Below are 17,998 nucleotides of genomic sequence, written 5' to 3'. Positions count from 1 at the left end.
TTTAAAAATTAATCGATTTCTATTCTTGCATGAATCATTATTTATATAGTTATTGTTTGCGAAAATGTCATATCTTTCTTCTTGATTGCAAAATTATCAACTGTTTTGTTATTTAGGCATTTTATTTTTTGCCAATCCTGAAATAGTCGCTAAAGCAAACATTCCCAATAGAGCAATCCCAAGAAATAATCCTGCTCCCTGACTAACTCCAGCTCCTACTGCGACAAGTATAGAGTCACTGATTAGAAGACTTATTAATAATGCAGGAGTAAATATTTTCCAGCGAGTTCCTCCAATACCAATTGCGTAGCTTAGAAAATCAAAAAGGCCAGTCATTAGTAAACCAGTCATAAGAAAGAAATTTTCTTCTAGCTGGTTTTGATTAAAACTTTCAATCTTTTTCATTGCTTTCGGGCCTACTAAATTACGTACAGGAACTCGACCAAAATTTCTTGCAATAAAGAAAGCAGCTTGGCAAAAAACAATATCAGAAAAGATTATTGTGATGTAACCTTTTTGAAATCCTAGTAATGAACCAGCTAGCAGAGAATAAGCTGAACTTGGAAGAGCGGGTAAAATAATACTTACTCCTCTAAGTATGAATATTCCAAAAGGTGCCCAAATTCCCATACTTTCTATTTTGTTTCTCAGAGGTTCAATCCCATAATTTTGGATTAAGTAAATCAATACAACGAATATTGCTATAAAAAAAACTACTGAGAGAAATTTTTGTATTTTATTCATTATCTTTCTAATTAACTTATTGGAAGTAATTTTTGAGTTTAATATTTGATTCTATCTATAATGGAAATACTAATCAATAAAAATTTTTACAAATTTTTAATCTTATATTTACTCTAGATAAAAGATTTTTGTATTTAACAAGTATTCATGGTTGATTCTAAGAATAAAGTTAGTTCAATATTTATTAGCAATAGCATTGGCCTAGTTCTGTCAATAATCGTTTCCATTTGTATTTTTATAAAACAAGCAAATGCTTTGCCTCATGAATGGGTTGGAGTCCCTAAGAGTGAATATGGAGAACAGTTGTGGGATAGGCAAAGTATTAAAAGGAATGAGGATGGTTCTGTGAGAGTATTGAGTAAATATATTCCTAAAACAAAAAGTGATATTACTAAGGATATTCTCTATACAATGGATATAAATTGTTTTGAAAAATCATTTAGAGACGTTGATGTCACTATTGATGAAGTAAATAGTAATTTTAATGATTTAGCTGATTGGCAAGATCCAAATGGTGATGAATTGATTTTGGGTGTTATTGGTCAAGTCTGCAGAGTAGAAAACTAACAAATTTTAAATTCTAGAAACAAAATAAAAAGTAAGTTTCTACTACTTTAGAAAATATAAAACCCCTTCATAGAAGAGGTTTTAAAGGTGCCAGGACCCAGATTTGAACTGGGGACACGGCGATTTTCAGTCGCCTGCTCTACCAACTGAGCTATCCCGGCTCTAACCTATATACTTTAAATTAAGATGTGTAGTTTGTGAAACCCTTTTAATTAAAAATTTTATATCTTCATCAAATATCTAAAAAAAACTTTTATTTTGCGTTCATCGCTAACAAGGCTGTACCAAATGAAGTGGTTTTTTTACATGAAACTATTGGTATATTGATTATATTTTCTCTTATTTTTCTCCACTGAGGGTTTTTTGAACCTCCACCAATAGTTATAATTTTTTTTGGAAGTGAACCTGTTAGTTCGCCTAGCTTTTCCCATCCTTTTAGTTCGATGTTAGCTAGACCCTCGAATAATGCATGTAAATAAAGTGAGTCGCTTACTGGCCTTGGACCAAGTATCGGCTTTAAATTAGAATCATTAACAGGAAATCTTTCTCCTTTGCTATTAAGAGGTAAAAGATTTAAAGAAGTGTTTTTTGATGGATTTATTTGTCGACTGAGCTCTTTTATTTCTAAATCAGAGAAAAACTTAGACAATATACCACAGCCTGCGTTTGATGCCCCTCCGCATATCCAATTGCCGTTTACTCTATGGTTTGTAATTCCTTGTTTTTTTATAGGATTATCAATAATTTTCTTAACTACAATAGTTGTTCCTAAAACTGTGAGACCATCTTCTTTCCCTAAACCTGCAGCTATTACACTTGCATTAGAGTCAGTAGTGCCTGAGATTAATATTAATTTCTTATTCAAGTTAAATCTCTCTGCTAAATCAAAGTTCACTTGTCCAATAATTTTCCCACTTTTTATTATTTGAGGCAGGCATTTTCCCCATGAAGTATTGAGATAGCTTTTTGGCCATGATTCTTTTTTTAGATCCCAACCAAGTTTTAGATTATTACCTTCTTCTCCATAAGTCCAATCTTTTAAAAACCAACCAGTGATCCAATCAGATTGATGTCGTAAAAGTATATTTGTCCCATATTTATCTATTAGTTTTAATGCTTTAGCAAGACTACTGTATGGAGTTCGCAGATGATCTTCTCCAGAAGTTAATGATTCAAGAAGGATCTTATGTTCATTACATGCTTGGTCATAAGATATTGCTTCTCCTATTGACTCTCCTCGTAAAGTTGATGCTGTTAAAGTTCCTGATGTGCCAGATATAGCCAATTTTTGAAGGTTACTTTTTACCTCAATAGGTAAACACCCTAAGAGTTTTTCACAAGAATTGATCCAAGAATTTGGATTTTTAAAGCTACATAAATAAGGAACTGAATTTGAATATATCAATTCTTTATGAATATTTATTATAGATATTCTTGCGCCACTAGTTCCAAAATCTAATCCCCCATAAAAATTATCAGGCATAGAATTAATATTTTTATAAAAATACTTTGGAGGCCTCCGCTAATTGGGCTGCTTTTTCTTCTACCTTTTCCCAAGGGAGAACTAGATCTCTTCTGCCAAAATGTCCATAGGATGCAGTCTTTCTGAAAAATGTACCACCCATTTTTTTTGGTAGATTTCTTAGATCAAATTCTTTTATAATTGCTGCTGGTCTTAAATCAAAGTACTTATTAATGAGCTCAGTCAAATTAGCTTGTGAAATAACGCCAGTATCAAAAGTTTCAACAAGAATGGAAATCGGTTTTGCAACTCCGATTGCATAACTTAATTGTACTTCTGCCTTTTTTGCTAATTTTGCCTTAACTATACTTTTAGCTACATAACGTGCTGCATAAGCAGCTGATCTATCCACTTTTGTGGGATCTTTACCCGAAAATGCCCCTCCTCCGTGTCTTGCGTAACCCCCATAAGTATCTACTATAATTTTTCTTCCAGTAAGTCCGGCATCTCCTTGAGGCCCCCCTACGACAAATTTGCCCGTGGGATTTACTAGAAATCTTGTTGTATGAATGTTTGGTTTGATTTCTAAATCTTCAGTAGCAGGAATTACAACATTCTTCCATAAATCTTCTTTTATTCTTTGACGAATTTCTTCTTCATTTGTCATGCCATCTATCTCAGGATTATGTTGAGTTGAAATTAAAATGGTATTAATCGATAGTGGTACTCCATTTTTATAATCAATACTTACTTGAGTTTTACCATCAGGGAGTAGATAATTAAGTACGTTTTCGTGCCTTACCTTTGAGAGTTGAATGGCTAATCTATGAGCCAAGCTGATGGGTAAGGGCATTAATTCAGGCGTCTCATCGCATGCATAGCCGAACATTATGCCTTGGTCGCCAGCACCTGTATTTTCTTCCAAATCATCGTTATCATCATCTGCTTCGTTTACTCCTTGAGAAATATCTGGTGATTGCTCGTCAAGTGCTACTAAAACCGCACAACTATTTGCGTCAAAACCACCTGCTCTATAGCCCTCATATCCAATTTCTTTAATTACATTTCTTACAAGTTTTATATAATCGACTTTTGCTTTTGAAGTTATTTCTCCAGTAAGTAAACAAAGACCCGTATTAACAACTGTTTCGCATGCAACTCTGCTTTCTGGATCTTCTGTCAATAAAGCGTCTAAAACAGCGTCACTAATTTGATCACATATTTTGTCAGGATGACCTTCAGTTACGGATTCTGAAGTAAAAATGAAATCACTCATTTACAAATAATATTAGAATTAGGAAATATCCTAAATTAGATTATCGTTACAAATCAATTATTGTTAATTAAAAATACTTGTATAAGAATAATGAGGCTTAAGTTCTGATATTCGTGCACAAAATAAATTAAGTGAAGTTATACTGATTCAGCTGAAGCTGAGGGAATCTCTTCGTTCTCGTCAGTTTGTTCAAATAACATTTGTTTATATTTAGCAGCCATTTCTTCAGCTTTACTAAAAACTTTTTGAGGGTCAGTTAGCATATCTCCTGGTTCGGGTTCAAGTGCTTTAGTAGATAATGAAATTCGTCCTCTTTCTGAATCAAGGTCAATTATCATAACTTTCATTTGGTCATTCACATTTAAAACATTATGAGGAGTCTCAATATGTTCATGACTAATTTCAGAAATGTGCAATAGACCACTAACTCCACCAATATCAATAAAGGCTCCATAAGGTTTAATACCTTTTACAGAACCAACAACAACTTCTCCTACCTCAAGTCGGTTCATTTTTTTCTCAACCAAAGCTCTTCTATGACTTAGTACTAATCTATTTCTCTCTTCATCAACTTCAAGAAATTTTAAAGGTAAATATTCGCCTTCTAAGTCATCTTTAATTTTTCGAGCACTTATATGAGAGCCAGGGATAAAACCTCTCAAGCCCTCTACTCTTACAAGAGCTCCACCTCTGTTTGTTGCAAAAACTTCAGAATATATAGTTGCATCTTCTTTTTGGAGTTGTCTAACCCTTTCCCATGCTCTCTGATACTCAATTCTTCTAATGGAGAGGGCTAATTGGCCATCTTCATTTTCCTCACTCATTATAAAAAATTCTCTACTTTCTGAAGGTTGTAAAACATCATTAAGTCCTTCAACTCTATTTATTGAAACTTCCTGGACAGGCATAAAAGCAGCTGTTTTTGCCCCTATATCTATCATGGCTCCTTTAGGCTCTAGAGCAAAAACGGTACCTTTAACTAGATCGCCAGGCTTAAAGTTATAGTCATACTTACCTAAAAGTGATGCAAATTCTTCTTGCGTGAATCCTGCATTTTCAAAATCGGTATTTGTTCTGCTCGAGGAAGAGTCTGCTGAAGGGATATCGGTATTCTCAAATGATAAATCTACCTCATTTTGGGATTCTGAATCTTTGCCTAATTCAGATGAATTTTTAATTTCTTGATCTTCAGAAAGTTCTTTAATGGTTTGAGAAGAATTTTCGTTCATTTTTTGTATCGCAGACTACCTTAGGTAGTTAGAAAGGAATGCTACAAGCCTGCAAACTAATAGCAAAGAACATTTGTGATATGTATTCTACACTTTAAGATGCTGTATTTTATGAAATTGAAGCTAATTGGTTTTTTGAATTTCCTTTGAGAGACTCAAGAGTAGAAATAAAATCTTTGACCCCATTAAATTTTCTGTAAACCGAGGCGTACCTTATATAGGCAACTTCGTTTTCTTTCCTAAGATTTTTAAGTATTAATTCTCCGATTTTTGAGGATTTAATATCTTTATTAGAGTCTTGAACTATTTGTGATTCAATTCCATCTACGAAATTAATAATTGCTTCACTACTGAAGTTAGTCTTTTCACAAGCTCTTGATATACCAGTAAATAATTTTTGTTTATCAAACAGTTCTCTGCTACCGTCTTTCTTTATAATTGAAACTGGCATTGATTCAACTCTTTCATAAGTTGTAAATCTAAAGCTGCAATTTAAGCACTCTCTTCTTCTTCGAACACTTTTACCACTATCAGCAGATCTTGATTCCAAAACTCTGCTATCTGTGTTTTGACAGGTTGGACACTGCATGTGGTGAAATAAGTTACACTTTAACCCTAATAGTAGAGTAATACTTTAATTATGGAAAGTAAAAAAAAAACCTCTTAGTAAAGAGGTTTTTTAAAAGTTCATTTTCTATCGAATTTAGGTGGATCTCTAAAAGCGACAGCAAAGAATAATGTAACAACTGCGAGAGTTAGGATAAGAACGTAAGCAAAAGCTTCCATAAGATTAAGTAAATAAGTTTAGTTTAAACCCTTCCTGGGATTCTTCTTGTGGTTTCGTCACCAAGTTTCTTGAATAAACCAAATTCAACTTGGTCTCCAATCTCAGCATCAATACCAGCAAAGGAATTTCTGTAAAGAGTTCTTGAAGCATGCCACCAGTGGCCAAACAAGAATAGCAATCCGAAACATAAATGTGCATATGTAAACCATGCCCTCGGTGAGCTTCGGAATACACCGTCAGATTTATATGTCTCTCTGTCAAACTTGAATGCTTCTCCAAGTTGAGCCTTTCTAGCTAATCTTTTAACAACTGCAGGATCTGTAAATGTTTGTCCATCTAGATCTCCTCCATAGATAGTTGCAGTGATACCAGTCTGTTCAAATGAATACTTTGCTTCAGCTCTCCTAAATGGAATATCTGCCCTTACATTACCTTCTTTGTCTTCAAGAATGACAGGGAAGTTTTCAAAGAAATTAGGTATTCTTCTAACTTCTAATTCATTACCTTCCTTATCTTGAAATGCAATGTGACCTTGCCAACCAGTTGGTAATCCATCACCATTTACAAGAGCTCCAACTCTAAATAGTCCTCCTTTAGCTGGACTATTGCCAACATAATCGTAGAAGGCTAGTTTTTCTGGGATCGATGCATATGCCTCTGATTTAGTGGCACCATTGTCTATAGCTGCTTGAACTCTTCTATTGATTTCAGTTTTGAAATAGCCTGAATCCCATTGATATCTGGTAGGACCAAAAAGCTCTACTGGGGTTGTCGCTGAACCGTACCACATTGTTCCGGCAACAACGAAAGATATAAATAATACAGCTGCTAGAGCGCTTGCTAAGACTCCTTCAAGACTTCCAAGTTTTAGTGCTCTATAAAGTCTTTCTCCAGGTCTATTGGTGATATGAAAAATACCTCCAATAATACCCATAAGTCCCGCCGCAATGTGATTCGCTACAATACCTCCTGGATTGAAAGGGTTAAACCCTTCGACTCCCCATGAGGGCGCTACAGGCTCTACATGACCAGTTAACCCATAAGGGTCAGAAACCCAAATCCCCACATTTGCGCAATGAAAAGCTCCAAAACCAAAACAGGTTAGTCCTGCAAGAAGAAGGTGAATTCCGAAAATTCTTGGTAAATCAAGAGCAGGCTCACCAGTTCTTGAATCTTCCCATAAATCTAAGTCCCAGTAGGTCCAGTGCCAAATAGAGGCCAACATCAATAGACCACTAAATACTATGTGAGCTGCTGCAACCCCTTCGAAACTCCAGAATCCAGGATCAACTCCAGTAGCACCCGTAATATCCCATCCATTCCAACTACTTGTGATACCTAGTCTTGCCATGAAAGGCATAACGTACATCCCCTGTCTCCACATTGGATTGAGAACAGCATCAGAAGGATCAAAAATGGCTAATTCATAAAGAGCCATTGAACCGGCCCAGCCGGCTAATAATGCAGTATGCATAAGATGCACAGCAAGTAGTCGACCTGGGTCATTAATAACTACTGTGTGAACTCGATACCAAGGCAATCCCATCGGTTAATTTCTAGTAACTATGCTGTATAAACAGCTAAACATCACGATAGTAAGGGTTTTTTAGTCTTTGAGGGATTTTTGTAAATAAATTTATTTTCTTGCAAAAATTGGGCAAATCAATTAGCACAACTAAGTTTATAAGGAATTTTTGGCTAAAAACTGTTAATATTTTGGTCACAATTCTCAAAGTAAAACGTCAAAATAAGAAAAATAACTAAAAAAATGGCAACTATCAGATTTATTCGTGAGGATTTAGAGGTTCAATGCAATCCTGGTGAAAATTTAAGGGAACTTGTAATGAAAGAGAATTTACAGCTTTATGGATTAAAAGGCATATTAGGAAATTGTGGAGGTGCAGGACAATGCAGTACATGTTTTATTTCAGTTGAAGGCGGAAATAAAAATTCTTTGAGTCCTCTTACATCTGTTGAAGAAGAAAAACTCAAAAACAGACCAGAAAATTGGCGTCTTGCATGTCAAACATTGATAAAATCATCTGCCGTAATTTTAACAAAACCACAATCCCCCCCCTCAAATTTGGAAGAACTAAAAAAAATTAGTGAAAATAAAAAATTACCTCGATAAATTGTTTAAGACTGTTAATCAGTTTATAAAATTTGTTTATTTTTCCACTTTATTCCAATTTATACGTCTATAGTCTTAATACCTAATATAGAACTACCAATTAAATGGAAACAACTAACTTTGGATTCGTAGCTAGTCTTTTATTTGTGGGGGTGCCAACAATATTCCTAATAGGTTTATTTATTTCTACACAAGATGGAGAAAAATCAAGTTTCTACTCTGACTCTAGTAAAGGTAGGCTTGGGCCAAAACGCTAATGCTTTAATAAATGCTTTGCATTTCTGTAAAAGAATTTTTATTTTGGAAAAAAAAACAACTTTCTAAAGGAGGCGATCAACCTTCTTTTGCTGTTTTACTTGATTGTATAGGCGGTATATCGACTAGCGATCTAAACTTGAAAAGTTTAAATCCTGGGGGAAATTTACATTTAAAAAAAAATTTAGAATTTTTGGAATCTGTTTGGGATGATCATCTTTTTACATCTTGCCCAATTCAACATCTTTGTGGAATAACTTTTTGGAGAGACTTAAAATTAAAAGTTACAAACAAAGTACTTATTCCCAGACCAGAAACAGAGCTCATAGTTGATATCGTCTTCAGTATATTTCGAAAGAAATCAGAAAAATTATTTTTTGCTGAATTAGGAACTGGATCAGGTGCAATTAGTATCGCTTTGGCGTTGGCTTATCCATTGAGTAAGGGAGTAGCAACTGACATAGAGCAAGATGCATTAGAAATAGCTAATAAAAATTTTATAAATTCTTCTAAACAATCAAATTTGAAATTTTACTGTGGAAATTGGTGGTCACCTCTTGAAAGTTTTAAAGGAAAATTAGACCTTGCTATTTCAAATCCGCCATATATTCCCATAGATATTTATGAAAAATTACCCAAAGAAGTGAAGAATTTCGAACCTAAAGTTGCTTTATTAGGCGGCGAAGATGGTTTAAAACATATTAGGGAAATAATACAAAAAGCCCCATTATTCTTAAAAGAGAAGGGTTGGCTAATTTTAGAGAACCATTTTGATCAAGGTGAAAAAGTAAAACAACTACTTATTAAAAATAAATTTACATCAATAGAAATTGTGAAAGATCTCTCAGGTATTGGTAGGTTTACCATTGGAAGATATAAATAAATTATTATATGTTCATAATCTAAATGAATTTAGTAGACTGCAAATCCGCCTTGAAGACTCTTAAAAGTGGTTTACCTATTATATTCCCAACTGATACATTACCTGCAATTGGATGCTTGCCAAAATTTTCAAATACTATTTATAAGTTTAAAAAAAGAGATAGAGATAAACCCTTAATTCTTATGGGATCAGAATACAAACAACTAATCGATTTTGTTCATGAATCTGCTAAAGAAGATTACGAAAAAATAGCTTCAAAATATTGGCCTGGAGCTCTTACAACAGTTATTCCTGCATCAGAAAAGCAGACTACAATCCTCACAAGCAATGATCTTACTATTGGGTTGAGGATTCCAAATTCATATATGGCTCAATCTCTCCTGCAAGAAACAGGCCCATTGTTAACTTCAAGTGCAAATATTTCAGGTTTTGAAGGTTCAACTACAGTTGAAGGTATTGCTAAAGATTTCCCTTCTGTAAAAATTTTGGGCCCTATCCCCTGGGGAAAAAGAAGTGGCAAAGCTAGTACCATCATATTTTGGAAGAAAAGTGGAGATTGGAGACTGATTAGAGAAGGAGAAGTATTAGTTAAGGAATTGAATTAATGTTTTCATTATTATTTTTCGTTTTATTAATTCAATTTTTTACTTATTGGATATTTGAACCCCTCGCATTTTTTTTAGAATATATTCTCGAAGTAAGATCATTTCCTATAATTGCTCTGATAGGTTTAGTTTTTTTATTTTCAGCAAAGAATATTGAACAGAATTAAATAAATCAAAATGCCGGCTAACAGATTTGAACTGATGACCTTCGCTTTACAAAAGCGCTGCTCTACCGCTGAGCTAAGCCGGCAATTTCTTAATCTTACAATTAGGGAGGAACAATTATAAGAATTTTTTTAGCTTTTTTTAAATTTATTATTTTTTGATATCTTTACTAGCTTTATCAGTTTTATCAGTTTTATCAGTTTTCTTGAATTTTATTTCTCCTGAAATAGTTCTTTTGATTGGTAAATTGGCAACTAATGCAGTCATTCTATCCTCAGTCTCTAAACTTACTGCCACCTCATCAAAATCAATTTCAACATATTTAGCAACAACATCAAGAATTTCTTTCCTCATTTTATCTAAAAGATCAGTTGTTAAGGAACTCATATCAACTCTGTCATGAGCAAGTACAAGTTGTAATCTTTCTCTAGCAGTGTTTGCGCTAGACGTTTCTCTGCCTAGTAATTTATTTATAAGATCTCTGAGAGTCATCATTTTAAAAAACCTTTGTTTGCATTAATCTCATGAATTTATCTTTGAGACTTTTGCCTTCTTTTTTTGGATCGATAATTGGTACATCTTTATTTGTAAGTCTTTGAGAAACATTTAAATAACATTTTTTTGCAGGAGATCTACCATCTGAAAGCGTAAGTGGCTCTCCTCTATTTGTACTTATTATTACCTGTTCATCTTCTAAAACAATACCTAACAAAGGTAAAGAAAGGATCCCTTGAACATCTTCGATAGATAACATTTCTTGACTAGCCATCATGTTAGGGCGAACTCTATTAATTACAAGCTGGATAGGCTCAATATCTGACGTATTGAGAATCCCTATTACTCTATCTGCATCCCGCACTGCGGATAATTCTGGGTTAGTAACAACAATAGCTTCTTTACAGGCTGCAAGTGCATTCTTAAAGCCATCTTCTACACCAGCCGGACAATCTACTAAGACAAAATCAAATTTCTCACTAAGTAACTCACTAATTTTTTTCATATCTTCGGGTTTCATCCAATCCAACATTCTTGGATCTCCAGCAGGTAGAAGGGCAAGATTAGGTTCTTTTTTATGTCTAACCAATGCTTGGTCAAGACGACAATTATTGTCTAGAACATCTTGAGCTGTATAAATAATGCGATTTTCTAATCCTAGAAGAAGATCTAAATTTCTTAAGCCAAAATCAGCATCTAAAACAGCAGTTGTTGCTCCACTATTAGCAAGTGCTATTCCTAGGTTTGCAGTTAAAGTTGTTTTACCAACCCCACCTTTGCCTGAACAAATTAATATTGTGCGAGTATTCTTCCCCACGATTTTAAAGATTTTCCAAATAATAAAGCCACTTGCAGAAAGTTAAATATTTTAAATATTAAGTAATTCTTAAATTTGTCTTGTTTGAATTAATTTATTGCAAATGATTGATTAATTTTTACTTTCGATTAGGTGTGGTTTGATAATTATCGTTTGTTTTTCTATTAACGCAATTTCTGGATAATAATTTTTGGGCTTTTCATTTGGTCCAATAGCTATTACATCCGCAATTCTTAACTGCAAAGGTTTTAGATAAAGTGATGCAATAGAGGAATTCTTATTTCCACTTTTCCCTGCAAATGCGATCCCTAGCAATTTGCCCCAAACGTAAATATTTTCCTTGGCGGAAACTATTGCTCCTGGATTGACGTCTCCAATAATGAATAGGTTTCCATTTGAAGATATTCTTTCACCCGATCGTATTGTTCCTTTGTGAAGAAAATCGTCTTTCTTTTTTGGATTGTGTAGTATTAATTTATTTTTAATCTCTTGCTCTTTATTAAAAGCTGAATTTATTCTTAAAGACTTTCCACTTATTATTGTATCTCTATTATTTGAGTAAATGCATAAGGAACAAATATTAATTTTGTCAAAATGATTTTTTAATTTTGATAATTTATTAGAACTTATTGACTCATTAATTGCGAAAATTTTTACTTCTAAAGGTTCCTTTATGTAAGAAAATCTTTTTAAAATTTCGTGGATATTATCTAAATCTAATAAAGAAAAAATTTCTGAATTTTTACTTTTGGTGTTAATAAAAACAATTTCCATTGAATTAAATCTAGGACTTATTTTTTATTAATGCAATTTCATTTTTAATTTCATTTTTGATCATACCTGGATAAATAATAAAAGAGCTTTCCTCGGATCTCATTAAAGTTTTTATTAATGCAGAATTATTTTCTAATGCGCTTTGATAAGTGCCGTCCCAAATTTTAAGTGCATTGTTAGATTCAAAACCTTTAAAAGACCTTTCCTTAATCCCGCAAAATATTTCTGAATCATAACCGTTCCTTTCACATAATTTTCTGGCAAATGCAAGGATTTTTAATCTATTTATTTTACTTAAAAAACTTATGTCTGATGCCTTTAATAAATCTCTGTCAATAAACATTTTGCATAGTGTAGAAAGTGGCTCATAAGATTCATCTTTCCATCTAATCAAATGATAATAAAAGGTTATATCATCATTTTTTATGAAATCATCAAAATCAACCTTTGAAGGTGAAAAAATCCATTTATATAAAGAATTATCCAACCAAATTTTTTTTTCATAATTATGTTTTATTGTGTGTAATATTTTTTCCAGAATCCATGTTGATATTTCGTTTATCCTGTGATTGTAGATTGTTCTATACATCAAGTTTCTTAGTACAAGGAAATGCTCGATAGCAATCACTCCTTTTGGTTTGATTCCAATATTCCCATCAGGTAAAAAAGTCAGTGCCGAAATTATTCTTTCCAAATCTACCAAGCCATAATTAGTACCTGTGTTGTAACTATCGCGTAATAGATAATCGAGACGATCGCAATCTATCTCACTACTTATCAATGTTTTTAAAGGTTTTGAAAATAATTGTTTTGATTGAAATAATTCAGCAATTTTTCTGGGTAATTCGTTGTCATACTTTTTGAGTATTGAATTTATTGGAGAATAATTTTTAACTAATTTTTCAGACCATTGTTCGTGATTATGCCTAAATATTGTTTCACTAGTATGGCTTAAAGGTCCATGACCTAAATCATGTAGTAGAGCTGCTCCGTAAAGAACAAATTTATTTTCACAAAATGAAGATTTTCTTTCAATTAATCTCTTATAAATTTTTCTAGCTATGCAAAAAACACCTATTGAGTGAGTAAATCTACTCGATTCGGCACCATGAAAAAGTAATGATGCCGCTCCTAATTGTTTTATTCTTCTTAGTCTTTGAAAAGCAACTGTATCAATTAATTCCATTATCATTAACTCTTCTGGCTTCCCTGCATCAAATACTATTTCTTTATGAATTGGGTCATGAAAAATTCTCTTAATGCTCATAATTTTTAAGATTTTTTATTTTCAATCTTTAGCCATTTCAAGATTTATTTTCTACATCGTTTAATTCAATAGTTTGAACTGATACTTCTTCTTTTTCTAGCAGTGAGCCCAGAAATAATTCTGCATTTCTCACCCATTTATCGTCAGTACTTCCATAATCACTTGAATCCGGGAGATCAAGTAATTTGTCAGGAGTCATACCTTGGCCTTGAATATTATTGCCTTTGGGGGTTAAGTAACTAGCAACTGTGATAGCAATACCACTATCCTCTCCCAAACTTTTTAGGGATTGAATTAAACCTTTCCCATAAGTTTGTTCTCCCATAAGAATTGATCTCTCATTATCTTGTAAAGAACCAGCTAATATTTCACTGGCACTTGCAGTACCTTTATTTACTAAAGTTACCATTGGTCCATCAAAAGATGTCTCTTTTTGAGAAATAATTGCATCTTTGATTCCATTTCTATCTTTTGTCTCGACTATAGGTTTCTCACTTAATAATGAGTCTGCAACTGCTATACCTGAGCTTACTAGTCCACCTGAATTATTTCTAAGGTCCAAAATCAAGCCCTCAACTTCTTTATCTTTTAACTCTTGAAGTGCTTCTTCAACTTTTTTGGGTACACTTTCGCTGAATTGAGTAATCCTTAAATATCCTATCGTGTGAGAATCGTCTCTTAATCTTTTTGTTCTAACTGGTCTGAGATCTACTGATCTCCTTTCTAAATCAACTTCCCTAGTTTCTCCTGATTCCGAAGATACTTCAACTAAAACTTTTGTTCCTGATTCACCTCTTAACTTAGAGGCAGTACTTGCAAGCCCTAATTTTTCTGATGAGATTCCATCCACTGTCTCTATAAAGTCCCCGCTTTCTATTCCAGCTTCTTCAGCTGGCGAACCTCCAAGAGTAGAGATAACCTTAACTTTTTTGTCATCATCTTCACCTAATTGGAGCCCAACACCATTAATTTCACTACCAAAATTACTTGATTTTAGTAGTTCATAATCTTTTGGACGTAAAATTCTTGTATATGGATCTTCAAGAGGTCTTAACATGTCTTCAATAGCGGAATAAGCCTCTTCACTTGTTTCAATTTGTTTCTGTAATGTTTTTTGTCTAATTCTTTTCCATTGGACTTCATCAAACTTTTCTGGATCATAAAAACCTTCGTTTACCAAGGTCCAAGCGTCCAGTACTAATTGCCTGCTATCACTGAGAGCATCCACTCTTTCAATCAATAGAAGATGAATAGAAAAAACGATGATCATTAATGCAGTGATCATAGTTTTGAATGTTAAAAGTTTGTTAAAAGATGAATTCATTGGGTTAAGTGTTAACACCAAGTATAAGAATTTTAAGTAAGCTCTTTATATCAAAGCTAATTTTTTTGGATGGCGAATTCTTCATCTGTTTATGATTGGTTTCAAGAAAGGCTTGAAATCCAAGACATAACTGACGACGTAACTTCCAAGTACGTACCCCCTCACGTAAACATTTTTTATTGTTTAGGAGGCATAACTTTAGTATGCTTCCTAATTCAATTTGCAACAGGTTTTGCAATGACTTTTTACTATAAGCCAACAGTTACTCAAGCTTATAGTTCAGTAAGTTATTTGATGACCGATGTGAGTTTTGGATGGTTAATACGATCTGTTCATAGATGGAGTGCATCAATGATGGTTTTGATGTTAATCCTTCATGTTTTTAGAGTTTATCTTACCGGTGGTTTCAAAAGACCTAGAGAATTAACTTGGGTTACAGGTGTTGTAATGGCAGTTATAACAGTAGCTTTTGGAGTGACAGGATATTCATTGCCCTGGGATCAAGTTGGTTATTGGGCAGTCAAAATTGTTTCAGGTGTACCTGCTGCAATACCAGTTATTGGTGATTTTATGGTCGAACTACTCAGAGGCGGGGAAAGTGTTGGGCAATCAACTCTTACAAGATTTTATAGTCTTCATACTTTCGTATTGCCTTGGTCATTAGCAGTATTCATGTTGATGCACTTTTTAATGATTCGTAAACAGGGTATTTCAGGTCCCTTATAAACTTTTATACTTAAATCAATTCAAGTCTTTAGCATGTCTACATTAAAAAAACCAGATTTATCTGATCCAAAATTAAGAGCAAAACTGGCTAAAGGTATGGGTCATAATTATTATGGTGAGCCAGCTTGGCCTAATGATCTATTATATATATTTCCAGTAGTTATTTTAGGCACTATTGCTTGTGTAGTTGGTCTAGCAGTTCTTGATCCTGCGATGCTTGGAGACAAAGCAAATCCATTCGCTACCCCTTTAGAAATTCTACCCGAATGGTACCTATACCCAGTTTTCCAAATACTCAGGGTAGTTCCTAATAAACTTTTGGGTATAGCACTTCAAACATTAATTCCACTTGGATTAATGATTTTACCTTTTATTGAAAACGTTAATAAGTTTTCAAACCCATTTAGAAGACCAATAGCAATGTCAGCTTTCTTGTTTGGAACCTTCTTAACAATATATCTTGGAATTGGGGCCTGTTTGCCAATTGATAAATCACTAACCCTAGGATTATTTTAGGCTTAAATTTTAAACATATCTAAATCATTATTCTCGTTTCTTAGAAAATGATTCATTAATAAAAATCCAACAATTGTCCAGGTTTGATACGTTCTTGATTGTTGTCCAACCCAAGTACCTGTAGGTCCATCAAAATATTCTGCCCATTCTTGCTTAGGTAATTGATTAAGTTGACACCAATACGATTCCTCTACTAAGGATTTCATTTCTTCCATGAGAATCACATCATCAGAACCATAATTTTTTTGATGCAATAGAACGGCTGCACCAAAAAACCAAAGTAAACTTGGCCAATGACCACCATTATGGTAGCTCCAAGGCCAATTTTTTGGATCCGATCCAGTTTTATTTTGCCATTCTTCAACATCCATATGAGGATGACAAATTCTCATGGGCATCTGAGCCATTAAATGCTGTCTGTTATGTAAAACTAATCGAAATAATGCTCTTTGTTCTTCTGCAGGCAGTACTCCGAACATACATGCTAAAGAATTACCTAAACTGTAAAATCGAAAGTCAGGCCTTCCTGTCCTAATATTTCCAATTAAGTAACCACCTCTATTCTCTAACCAATCTTGTAGCCATGAAGGAACTACTTGAGGTTGAACGTTAAATTCATTGAAGTGTTGATCATCTCCATATTGTTCAGTTGGCCTCCTTCTTAAAATTTGCATTGTTTGGCTAGTAACCCAATAATGTTTTAAAAGAAAACTTCCTAAATCTTTAACCCATTGATTTGTAAGAATAAGTCTTTGGTCTAAAAGTCTACTAACATGATCTGCTCTACTTAATTCCATTAGGTTTATACAACTTTTTAGACAACCATGAAGTAAAACTTCAACTTCAAGAGGTGCTCCCCATACATCCATAGGTCTATCAATCATAAATGCACAATCTGGAACAAAAAGTACTGGGGTACCCTCAAATGTTGGATGTAGAACTAGATCTAATAGGAGTTGAATACCTCTTTGAACGCTTTGACTTTTTCCGAAGGCATAATCGCCGCTTTTATTGACATAATACCAACATAAAATTGGCCACCATAAACTTGCATCTGCTGAAGTAATCCTCCCTATTGATCTCTGACCATAGTCTCCAATGAGCTTTCCATTTTCTTCAACGAAACTTGTAGGAAATACCCCACGTGTTTGGTAATTTGCGCTTTGCAATTCAAGACATACACTTAGAAACTTTTTTACAATTTCGTACCGTTTTTGGGTAATGAGGTAAATCATTACAGGGACGTTGTCTCTTAAAAATATTTCACCATAATTTAATTTTTTGTTTTTTGTTGGGTGTTCTAGTGCAGCAACACTTCCCACTAACTCTCCTGATATTTCAACCAAAGTCTTTTCGAAGTGTTTTTTTGCATTTGTTACAATTTTTTCTTCATCGGAACTTGGCCTTACTCTTAAATTTTTTTGACTAAATCTTTCTGCCATTTCATTTATATCCCTTTATTTAAGCCTAGTTGTTTAAAGAGACTTTGAACAAATAAAAAATTAATAAAAAATTTTTGTATAAAAGGTTGCACAATTACAGTCAGATGGTTTAGTATTTTCTTCTGGGCAAAAATATTCTTTTTGCATCATTCAAGCAATTTACCTTAAATCTAATTTTTGGTAAGTGATTGAATCTTCTGGAGATTTGATTTAGATCATTATTTTCAGCCAGAAGAAGGGTTTTCCCTTCAAAATGAGTTATTCACATGTTGTTTAGCTCTGCACCTAGAAAATTTAAAAACTTAGGAACTGATGCTTTTATTGCGTCATGACAACTAAATTTTTTTAGTTATTTCATGATGTATATGCAATAAAGGTGTGAGGTCCCGTCAAGAATATATAAAAATGTCATCAATTGCTAACTTTTGCTTTGATGTAAACGGATCTGAGATCTTGGAAAGTCACTTTAGAAATATTTTAATGTGCACTCAATGTAATCCTTAAATTTTAAGGAGGCTGAAGCTAAATACAAA

The 17,998-nt window shown here is 33.5% G+C and carries 20 protein-coding genes and 2 tRNA genes; 7 read left to right on the top strand and 15 right to left on the bottom strand.

Translation table 11 applies throughout. The features are described from left to right. Positions 1-108: 108 nt before the first annotated feature. Positions 109-744, bottom strand: coding sequence for a TVP38/TMEM64 family protein (locus tag EU98_RS04925; RefSeq protein ID WP_032515645.1), 636 nt, complete (start codon positions 742-744; stop codon positions 109-111). A gap of 147 nt (positions 745-891) precedes the next feature. On the opposite strand from EU98_RS04925, the gene EU98_RS04930 reads away from it, so the two are divergent. Beyond that, a complete protein-coding gene (locus tag EU98_RS04930; protein ID WP_032515644.1) occupies positions 892-1,311 on the top strand; it encodes a hypothetical protein in 420 nt (139 codons plus the stop codon). A gap of 88 nt (positions 1,312-1,399) precedes the next feature. On the opposite strand, the gene EU98_RS04935 is transcribed toward EU98_RS04930, so the two are convergent. From EU98_RS04935 to psbB, 7 genes are all read right to left on the bottom strand, one after another. Then, positions 1,400-1,472: transfer RNA gene (locus tag EU98_RS04935), tRNA-Phe, on the bottom strand. Positions 1,473-1,564: 92 nt separating this feature from the next. Then, positions 1,565-2,794 (bottom strand): FGGY-family carbohydrate kinase, encoded by a 1,230-nt coding sequence (locus EU98_RS04940; RefSeq protein WP_032515643.1) that lies wholly within the window; start codon positions 2,792-2,794, stop codon positions 1,565-1,567. A 13-nt stretch (positions 2,795-2,807) separates the two neighbouring features. After that, positions 2,808-4,049, bottom strand: a complete 1,242-nt coding sequence (gene metK, locus EU98_RS04945; RefSeq protein WP_032515642.1) for a methionine adenosyltransferase — start codon at positions 4,047-4,049, stop codon at positions 2,808-2,810. A 137-nt stretch (positions 4,050-4,186) separates the two neighbouring features. Continuing rightward, positions 4,187-5,278, bottom strand: coding sequence for a 30S ribosomal protein S1 (locus EU98_RS04950; protein WP_032515641.1), 1,092 nt, complete (start codon positions 5,276-5,278; stop codon positions 4,187-4,189). A 109-nt stretch (positions 5,279-5,387) separates the two neighbouring features. Next, on the bottom strand, positions 5,388-5,867 hold the full coding sequence (gene nrdR, locus EU98_RS04955; RefSeq protein WP_032515640.1) for a transcriptional regulator NrdR: 480 nt from the start codon (positions 5,865-5,867) through the stop codon (positions 5,388-5,390). 98 nt (positions 5,868-5,965) lie between these two features. Continuing rightward, a complete protein-coding gene (locus EU98_RS09495) occupies positions 5,966-6,064 on the bottom strand; it encodes a photosystem II reaction center protein T (protein ID WP_011131951.1) in 99 nt (32 codons plus the stop codon). A gap of 23 nt (positions 6,065-6,087) precedes the next feature. Then, positions 6,088-7,611: a photosystem II chlorophyll-binding protein CP47 gene (gene psbB / locus EU98_RS04960; RefSeq protein WP_032515638.1), complete on the bottom strand. Its 1,524-nt coding sequence runs from the start codon at positions 7,609-7,611 to the stop codon at positions 6,088-6,090. Positions 7,612-7,833: 222 nt separating this feature from the next. Between psbB and EU98_RS04965 the strand changes: the two genes are divergently transcribed. The 4 genes from EU98_RS04965 to EU98_RS04980 all read left to right on the top strand — a co-directional run bounded on the left by EU98_RS04965 (position 7,834) and on the right by EU98_RS04980 (position 9,939). After that, positions 7,834-8,196: a 2Fe-2S iron-sulfur cluster-binding protein gene (locus EU98_RS04965; protein ID WP_025893996.1), complete on the top strand. Its 363-nt coding sequence runs from the start codon at positions 7,834-7,836 to the stop codon at positions 8,194-8,196. Between the two features lie 104 nt (positions 8,197-8,300). After that, complete coding sequence (psbM, locus tag EU98_RS04970) at positions 8,301-8,453, top strand: photosystem II reaction center protein PsbM (RefSeq protein WP_011817804.1); 153 nt, start codon at positions 8,301-8,303, stop codon at positions 8,451-8,453. 11 nt (positions 8,454-8,464) lie between these two features. Next, the gene (gene prmC, locus EU98_RS04975) at positions 8,465-9,334 is read left to right on the top strand and encodes a peptide chain release factor N(5)-glutamine methyltransferase (RefSeq protein ID WP_032515637.1); all 870 of its coding nucleotides are present in this window, start codon (positions 8,465-8,467) and stop codon (positions 9,332-9,334) included. A 23-nt stretch (positions 9,335-9,357) separates the two neighbouring features. Continuing rightward, positions 9,358-9,939 (top strand): L-threonylcarbamoyladenylate synthase, encoded by a 582-nt coding sequence (locus EU98_RS04980; RefSeq protein WP_032515636.1) that lies wholly within the window; start codon positions 9,358-9,360, stop codon positions 9,937-9,939. 178 nt (positions 9,940-10,117) lie between these two features. Here EU98_RS04980 and EU98_RS04985 read toward each other — a convergent pair. From EU98_RS04985 to ctpZ, 6 genes are all read right to left on the bottom strand, one after another. Continuing rightward, positions 10,118-10,189: transfer RNA gene (locus tag EU98_RS04985), tRNA-Thr, on the bottom strand. A 65-nt stretch (positions 10,190-10,254) separates the two neighbouring features. Further along, positions 10,255-10,599: a cell division topological specificity factor MinE gene (gene minE / locus EU98_RS04990; protein ID WP_032515635.1), complete on the bottom strand. Its 345-nt coding sequence runs from the start codon at positions 10,597-10,599 to the stop codon at positions 10,255-10,257. A gap of 1 nt (position 10,600) precedes the next feature. Continuing rightward, positions 10,601-11,416, bottom strand: coding sequence for a septum site-determining protein MinD (gene minD, locus EU98_RS04995; RefSeq protein ID WP_032515634.1), 816 nt, complete (start codon positions 11,414-11,416; stop codon positions 10,601-10,603). A 111-nt stretch (positions 11,417-11,527) separates the two neighbouring features. Next, complete coding sequence (locus EU98_RS05000) at positions 11,528-12,190, bottom strand: septum site-determining protein MinC (protein ID WP_032515633.1); 663 nt, start codon at positions 12,188-12,190, stop codon at positions 11,528-11,530. A 10-nt stretch (positions 12,191-12,200) separates the two neighbouring features. Further along, positions 12,201-13,457 carry an HD domain-containing protein gene (locus EU98_RS05005; protein WP_032515632.1) on the bottom strand — a complete coding sequence of 419 codons (1,257 nt, stop codon included), beginning with the start codon at positions 13,455-13,457 and terminating at the stop codon, positions 12,201-12,203. Between the two features lie 37 nt (positions 13,458-13,494). Next, positions 13,495-14,781, bottom strand: a complete 1,287-nt coding sequence (gene ctpZ / locus EU98_RS05010) for a carboxyl-terminal processing protease CtpZ (protein WP_032515732.1) — start codon at positions 14,779-14,781, stop codon at positions 13,495-13,497. A gap of 69 nt (positions 14,782-14,850) precedes the next feature. Between ctpZ and petB the strand changes: the two genes are divergently transcribed. Together petB and petD are read left to right on the top strand one after the other, a co-directional pair. Further along, positions 14,851-15,507, top strand: a complete 657-nt coding sequence (gene petB, locus EU98_RS05015; RefSeq protein ID WP_011817812.1) for a cytochrome b6 — start codon at positions 14,851-14,853, stop codon at positions 15,505-15,507. 33 nt (positions 15,508-15,540) lie between these two features. Next, entirely contained in the window at positions 15,541-16,023 is a 483-nt protein-coding gene (gene petD / locus EU98_RS05020; protein ID WP_032515631.1) for a cytochrome b6-f complex subunit IV, read from the top strand. A gap of 2 nt (positions 16,024-16,025) precedes the next feature. Here the strand turns inward: petD and EU98_RS05025 are convergent, their stop codons facing one another. Then, complete coding sequence (locus EU98_RS05025; RefSeq protein WP_032515630.1) at positions 16,026-17,465, bottom strand: glycoside hydrolase 100 family protein; 1,440 nt, start codon at positions 17,463-17,465, stop codon at positions 16,026-16,028. Positions 17,466-17,998: the final 533 nt, after the last annotated feature.

This window comes from Prochlorococcus marinus str. MIT 9314, assembly GCF_000760035.1.
Lineage (GTDB): Bacteria > Cyanobacteriota > Cyanobacteriia > PCC-6307 > Cyanobiaceae > Prochlorococcus_A > Prochlorococcus_A marinus_B.
The sequence above is the reverse complement of the archived record's forward strand: the minus strand, read 5'-3'. Positions and strand labels throughout refer to the sequence as shown.

Coding starts and splice junctions, on each gene's coding strand:
- EU98_RS04925 (WP_032515645.1), bottom strand. CDS start 744: ATGAATAAAATACAAAAATTTCTCTCAGTAGTTTTTTTTATAGCAATA.
- EU98_RS04930 (WP_032515644.1), top strand. CDS start 892: ATGGTTGATTCTAAGAATAAAGTTAGTTCAATATTTATTAGCAATAGC.
- EU98_RS04940 (WP_032515643.1), bottom strand. CDS start 2,794: ATGCCTGATAATTTTTATGGGGGATTAGATTTTGGAACTAGTGGCGCA.
- metK (WP_032515642.1), bottom strand. CDS start 4,049: ATGAGTGATTTCATTTTTACTTCAGAATCCGTAACTGAAGGTCATCCT.
- EU98_RS04950 (WP_032515641.1), bottom strand. CDS start 5,278: ATGAACGAAAATTCTTCTCAAACCATTAAAGAACTTTCTGAAGATCAA.
- nrdR (WP_032515640.1), bottom strand. CDS start 5,867: ATGCAGTGTCCAACCTGTCAAAACACAGATAGCAGAGTTTTGGAATCA.
- EU98_RS09495 (WP_011131951.1), bottom strand. CDS start 6,064: ATGGAAGCTTTTGCTTACGTTCTTATCCTAACTCTCGCAGTTGTTACA.
- psbB (WP_032515638.1), bottom strand. CDS start 7,611: ATGGGATTGCCTTGGTATCGAGTTCACACAGTAGTTATTAATGACCCA.
- EU98_RS04965 (WP_025893996.1), top strand. CDS start 7,834: ATGGCAACTATCAGATTTATTCGTGAGGATTTAGAGGTTCAATGCAAT.
- psbM (WP_011817804.1), top strand. CDS start 8,301: ATGGAAACAACTAACTTTGGATTCGTAGCTAGTCTTTTATTTGTGGGG.
- prmC (WP_032515637.1), top strand. CDS start 8,465: ATGCTTTGCATTTCTGTAAAAGAATTTTTATTTTGGAAAAAAAAACAA.
- EU98_RS04980 (WP_032515636.1), top strand. CDS start 9,358: ATGAATTTAGTAGACTGCAAATCCGCCTTGAAGACTCTTAAAAGTGGT.
- minE (WP_032515635.1), bottom strand. CDS start 10,599: ATGATGACTCTCAGAGATCTTATAAATAAATTACTAGGCAGAGAAACG.
- EU98_RS05000 (WP_032515633.1), bottom strand. CDS start 12,190: ATGGAAATTGTTTTTATTAACACCAAAAGTAAAAATTCAGAAATTTTT.
- EU98_RS05005 (WP_032515632.1), bottom strand. CDS start 13,457: ATGAGCATTAAGAGAATTTTTCATGACCCAATTCATAAAGAAATAGTA.
- ctpZ (WP_032515732.1), bottom strand. CDS start 14,781: ATGAATTCATCTTTTAACAAACTTTTAACATTCAAAACTATGATCACT.
- petB (WP_011817812.1), top strand. CDS start 14,851: ATGGCGAATTCTTCATCTGTTTATGATTGGTTTCAAGAAAGGCTTGAA.
- petD (WP_032515631.1), top strand. CDS start 15,541: ATGTCTACATTAAAAAAACCAGATTTATCTGATCCAAAATTAAGAGCA.
- EU98_RS05025 (WP_032515630.1), bottom strand. CDS start 17,465: ATGGCAGAAAGATTTAGTCAAAAAAATTTAAGAGTAAGGCCAAGTTCC.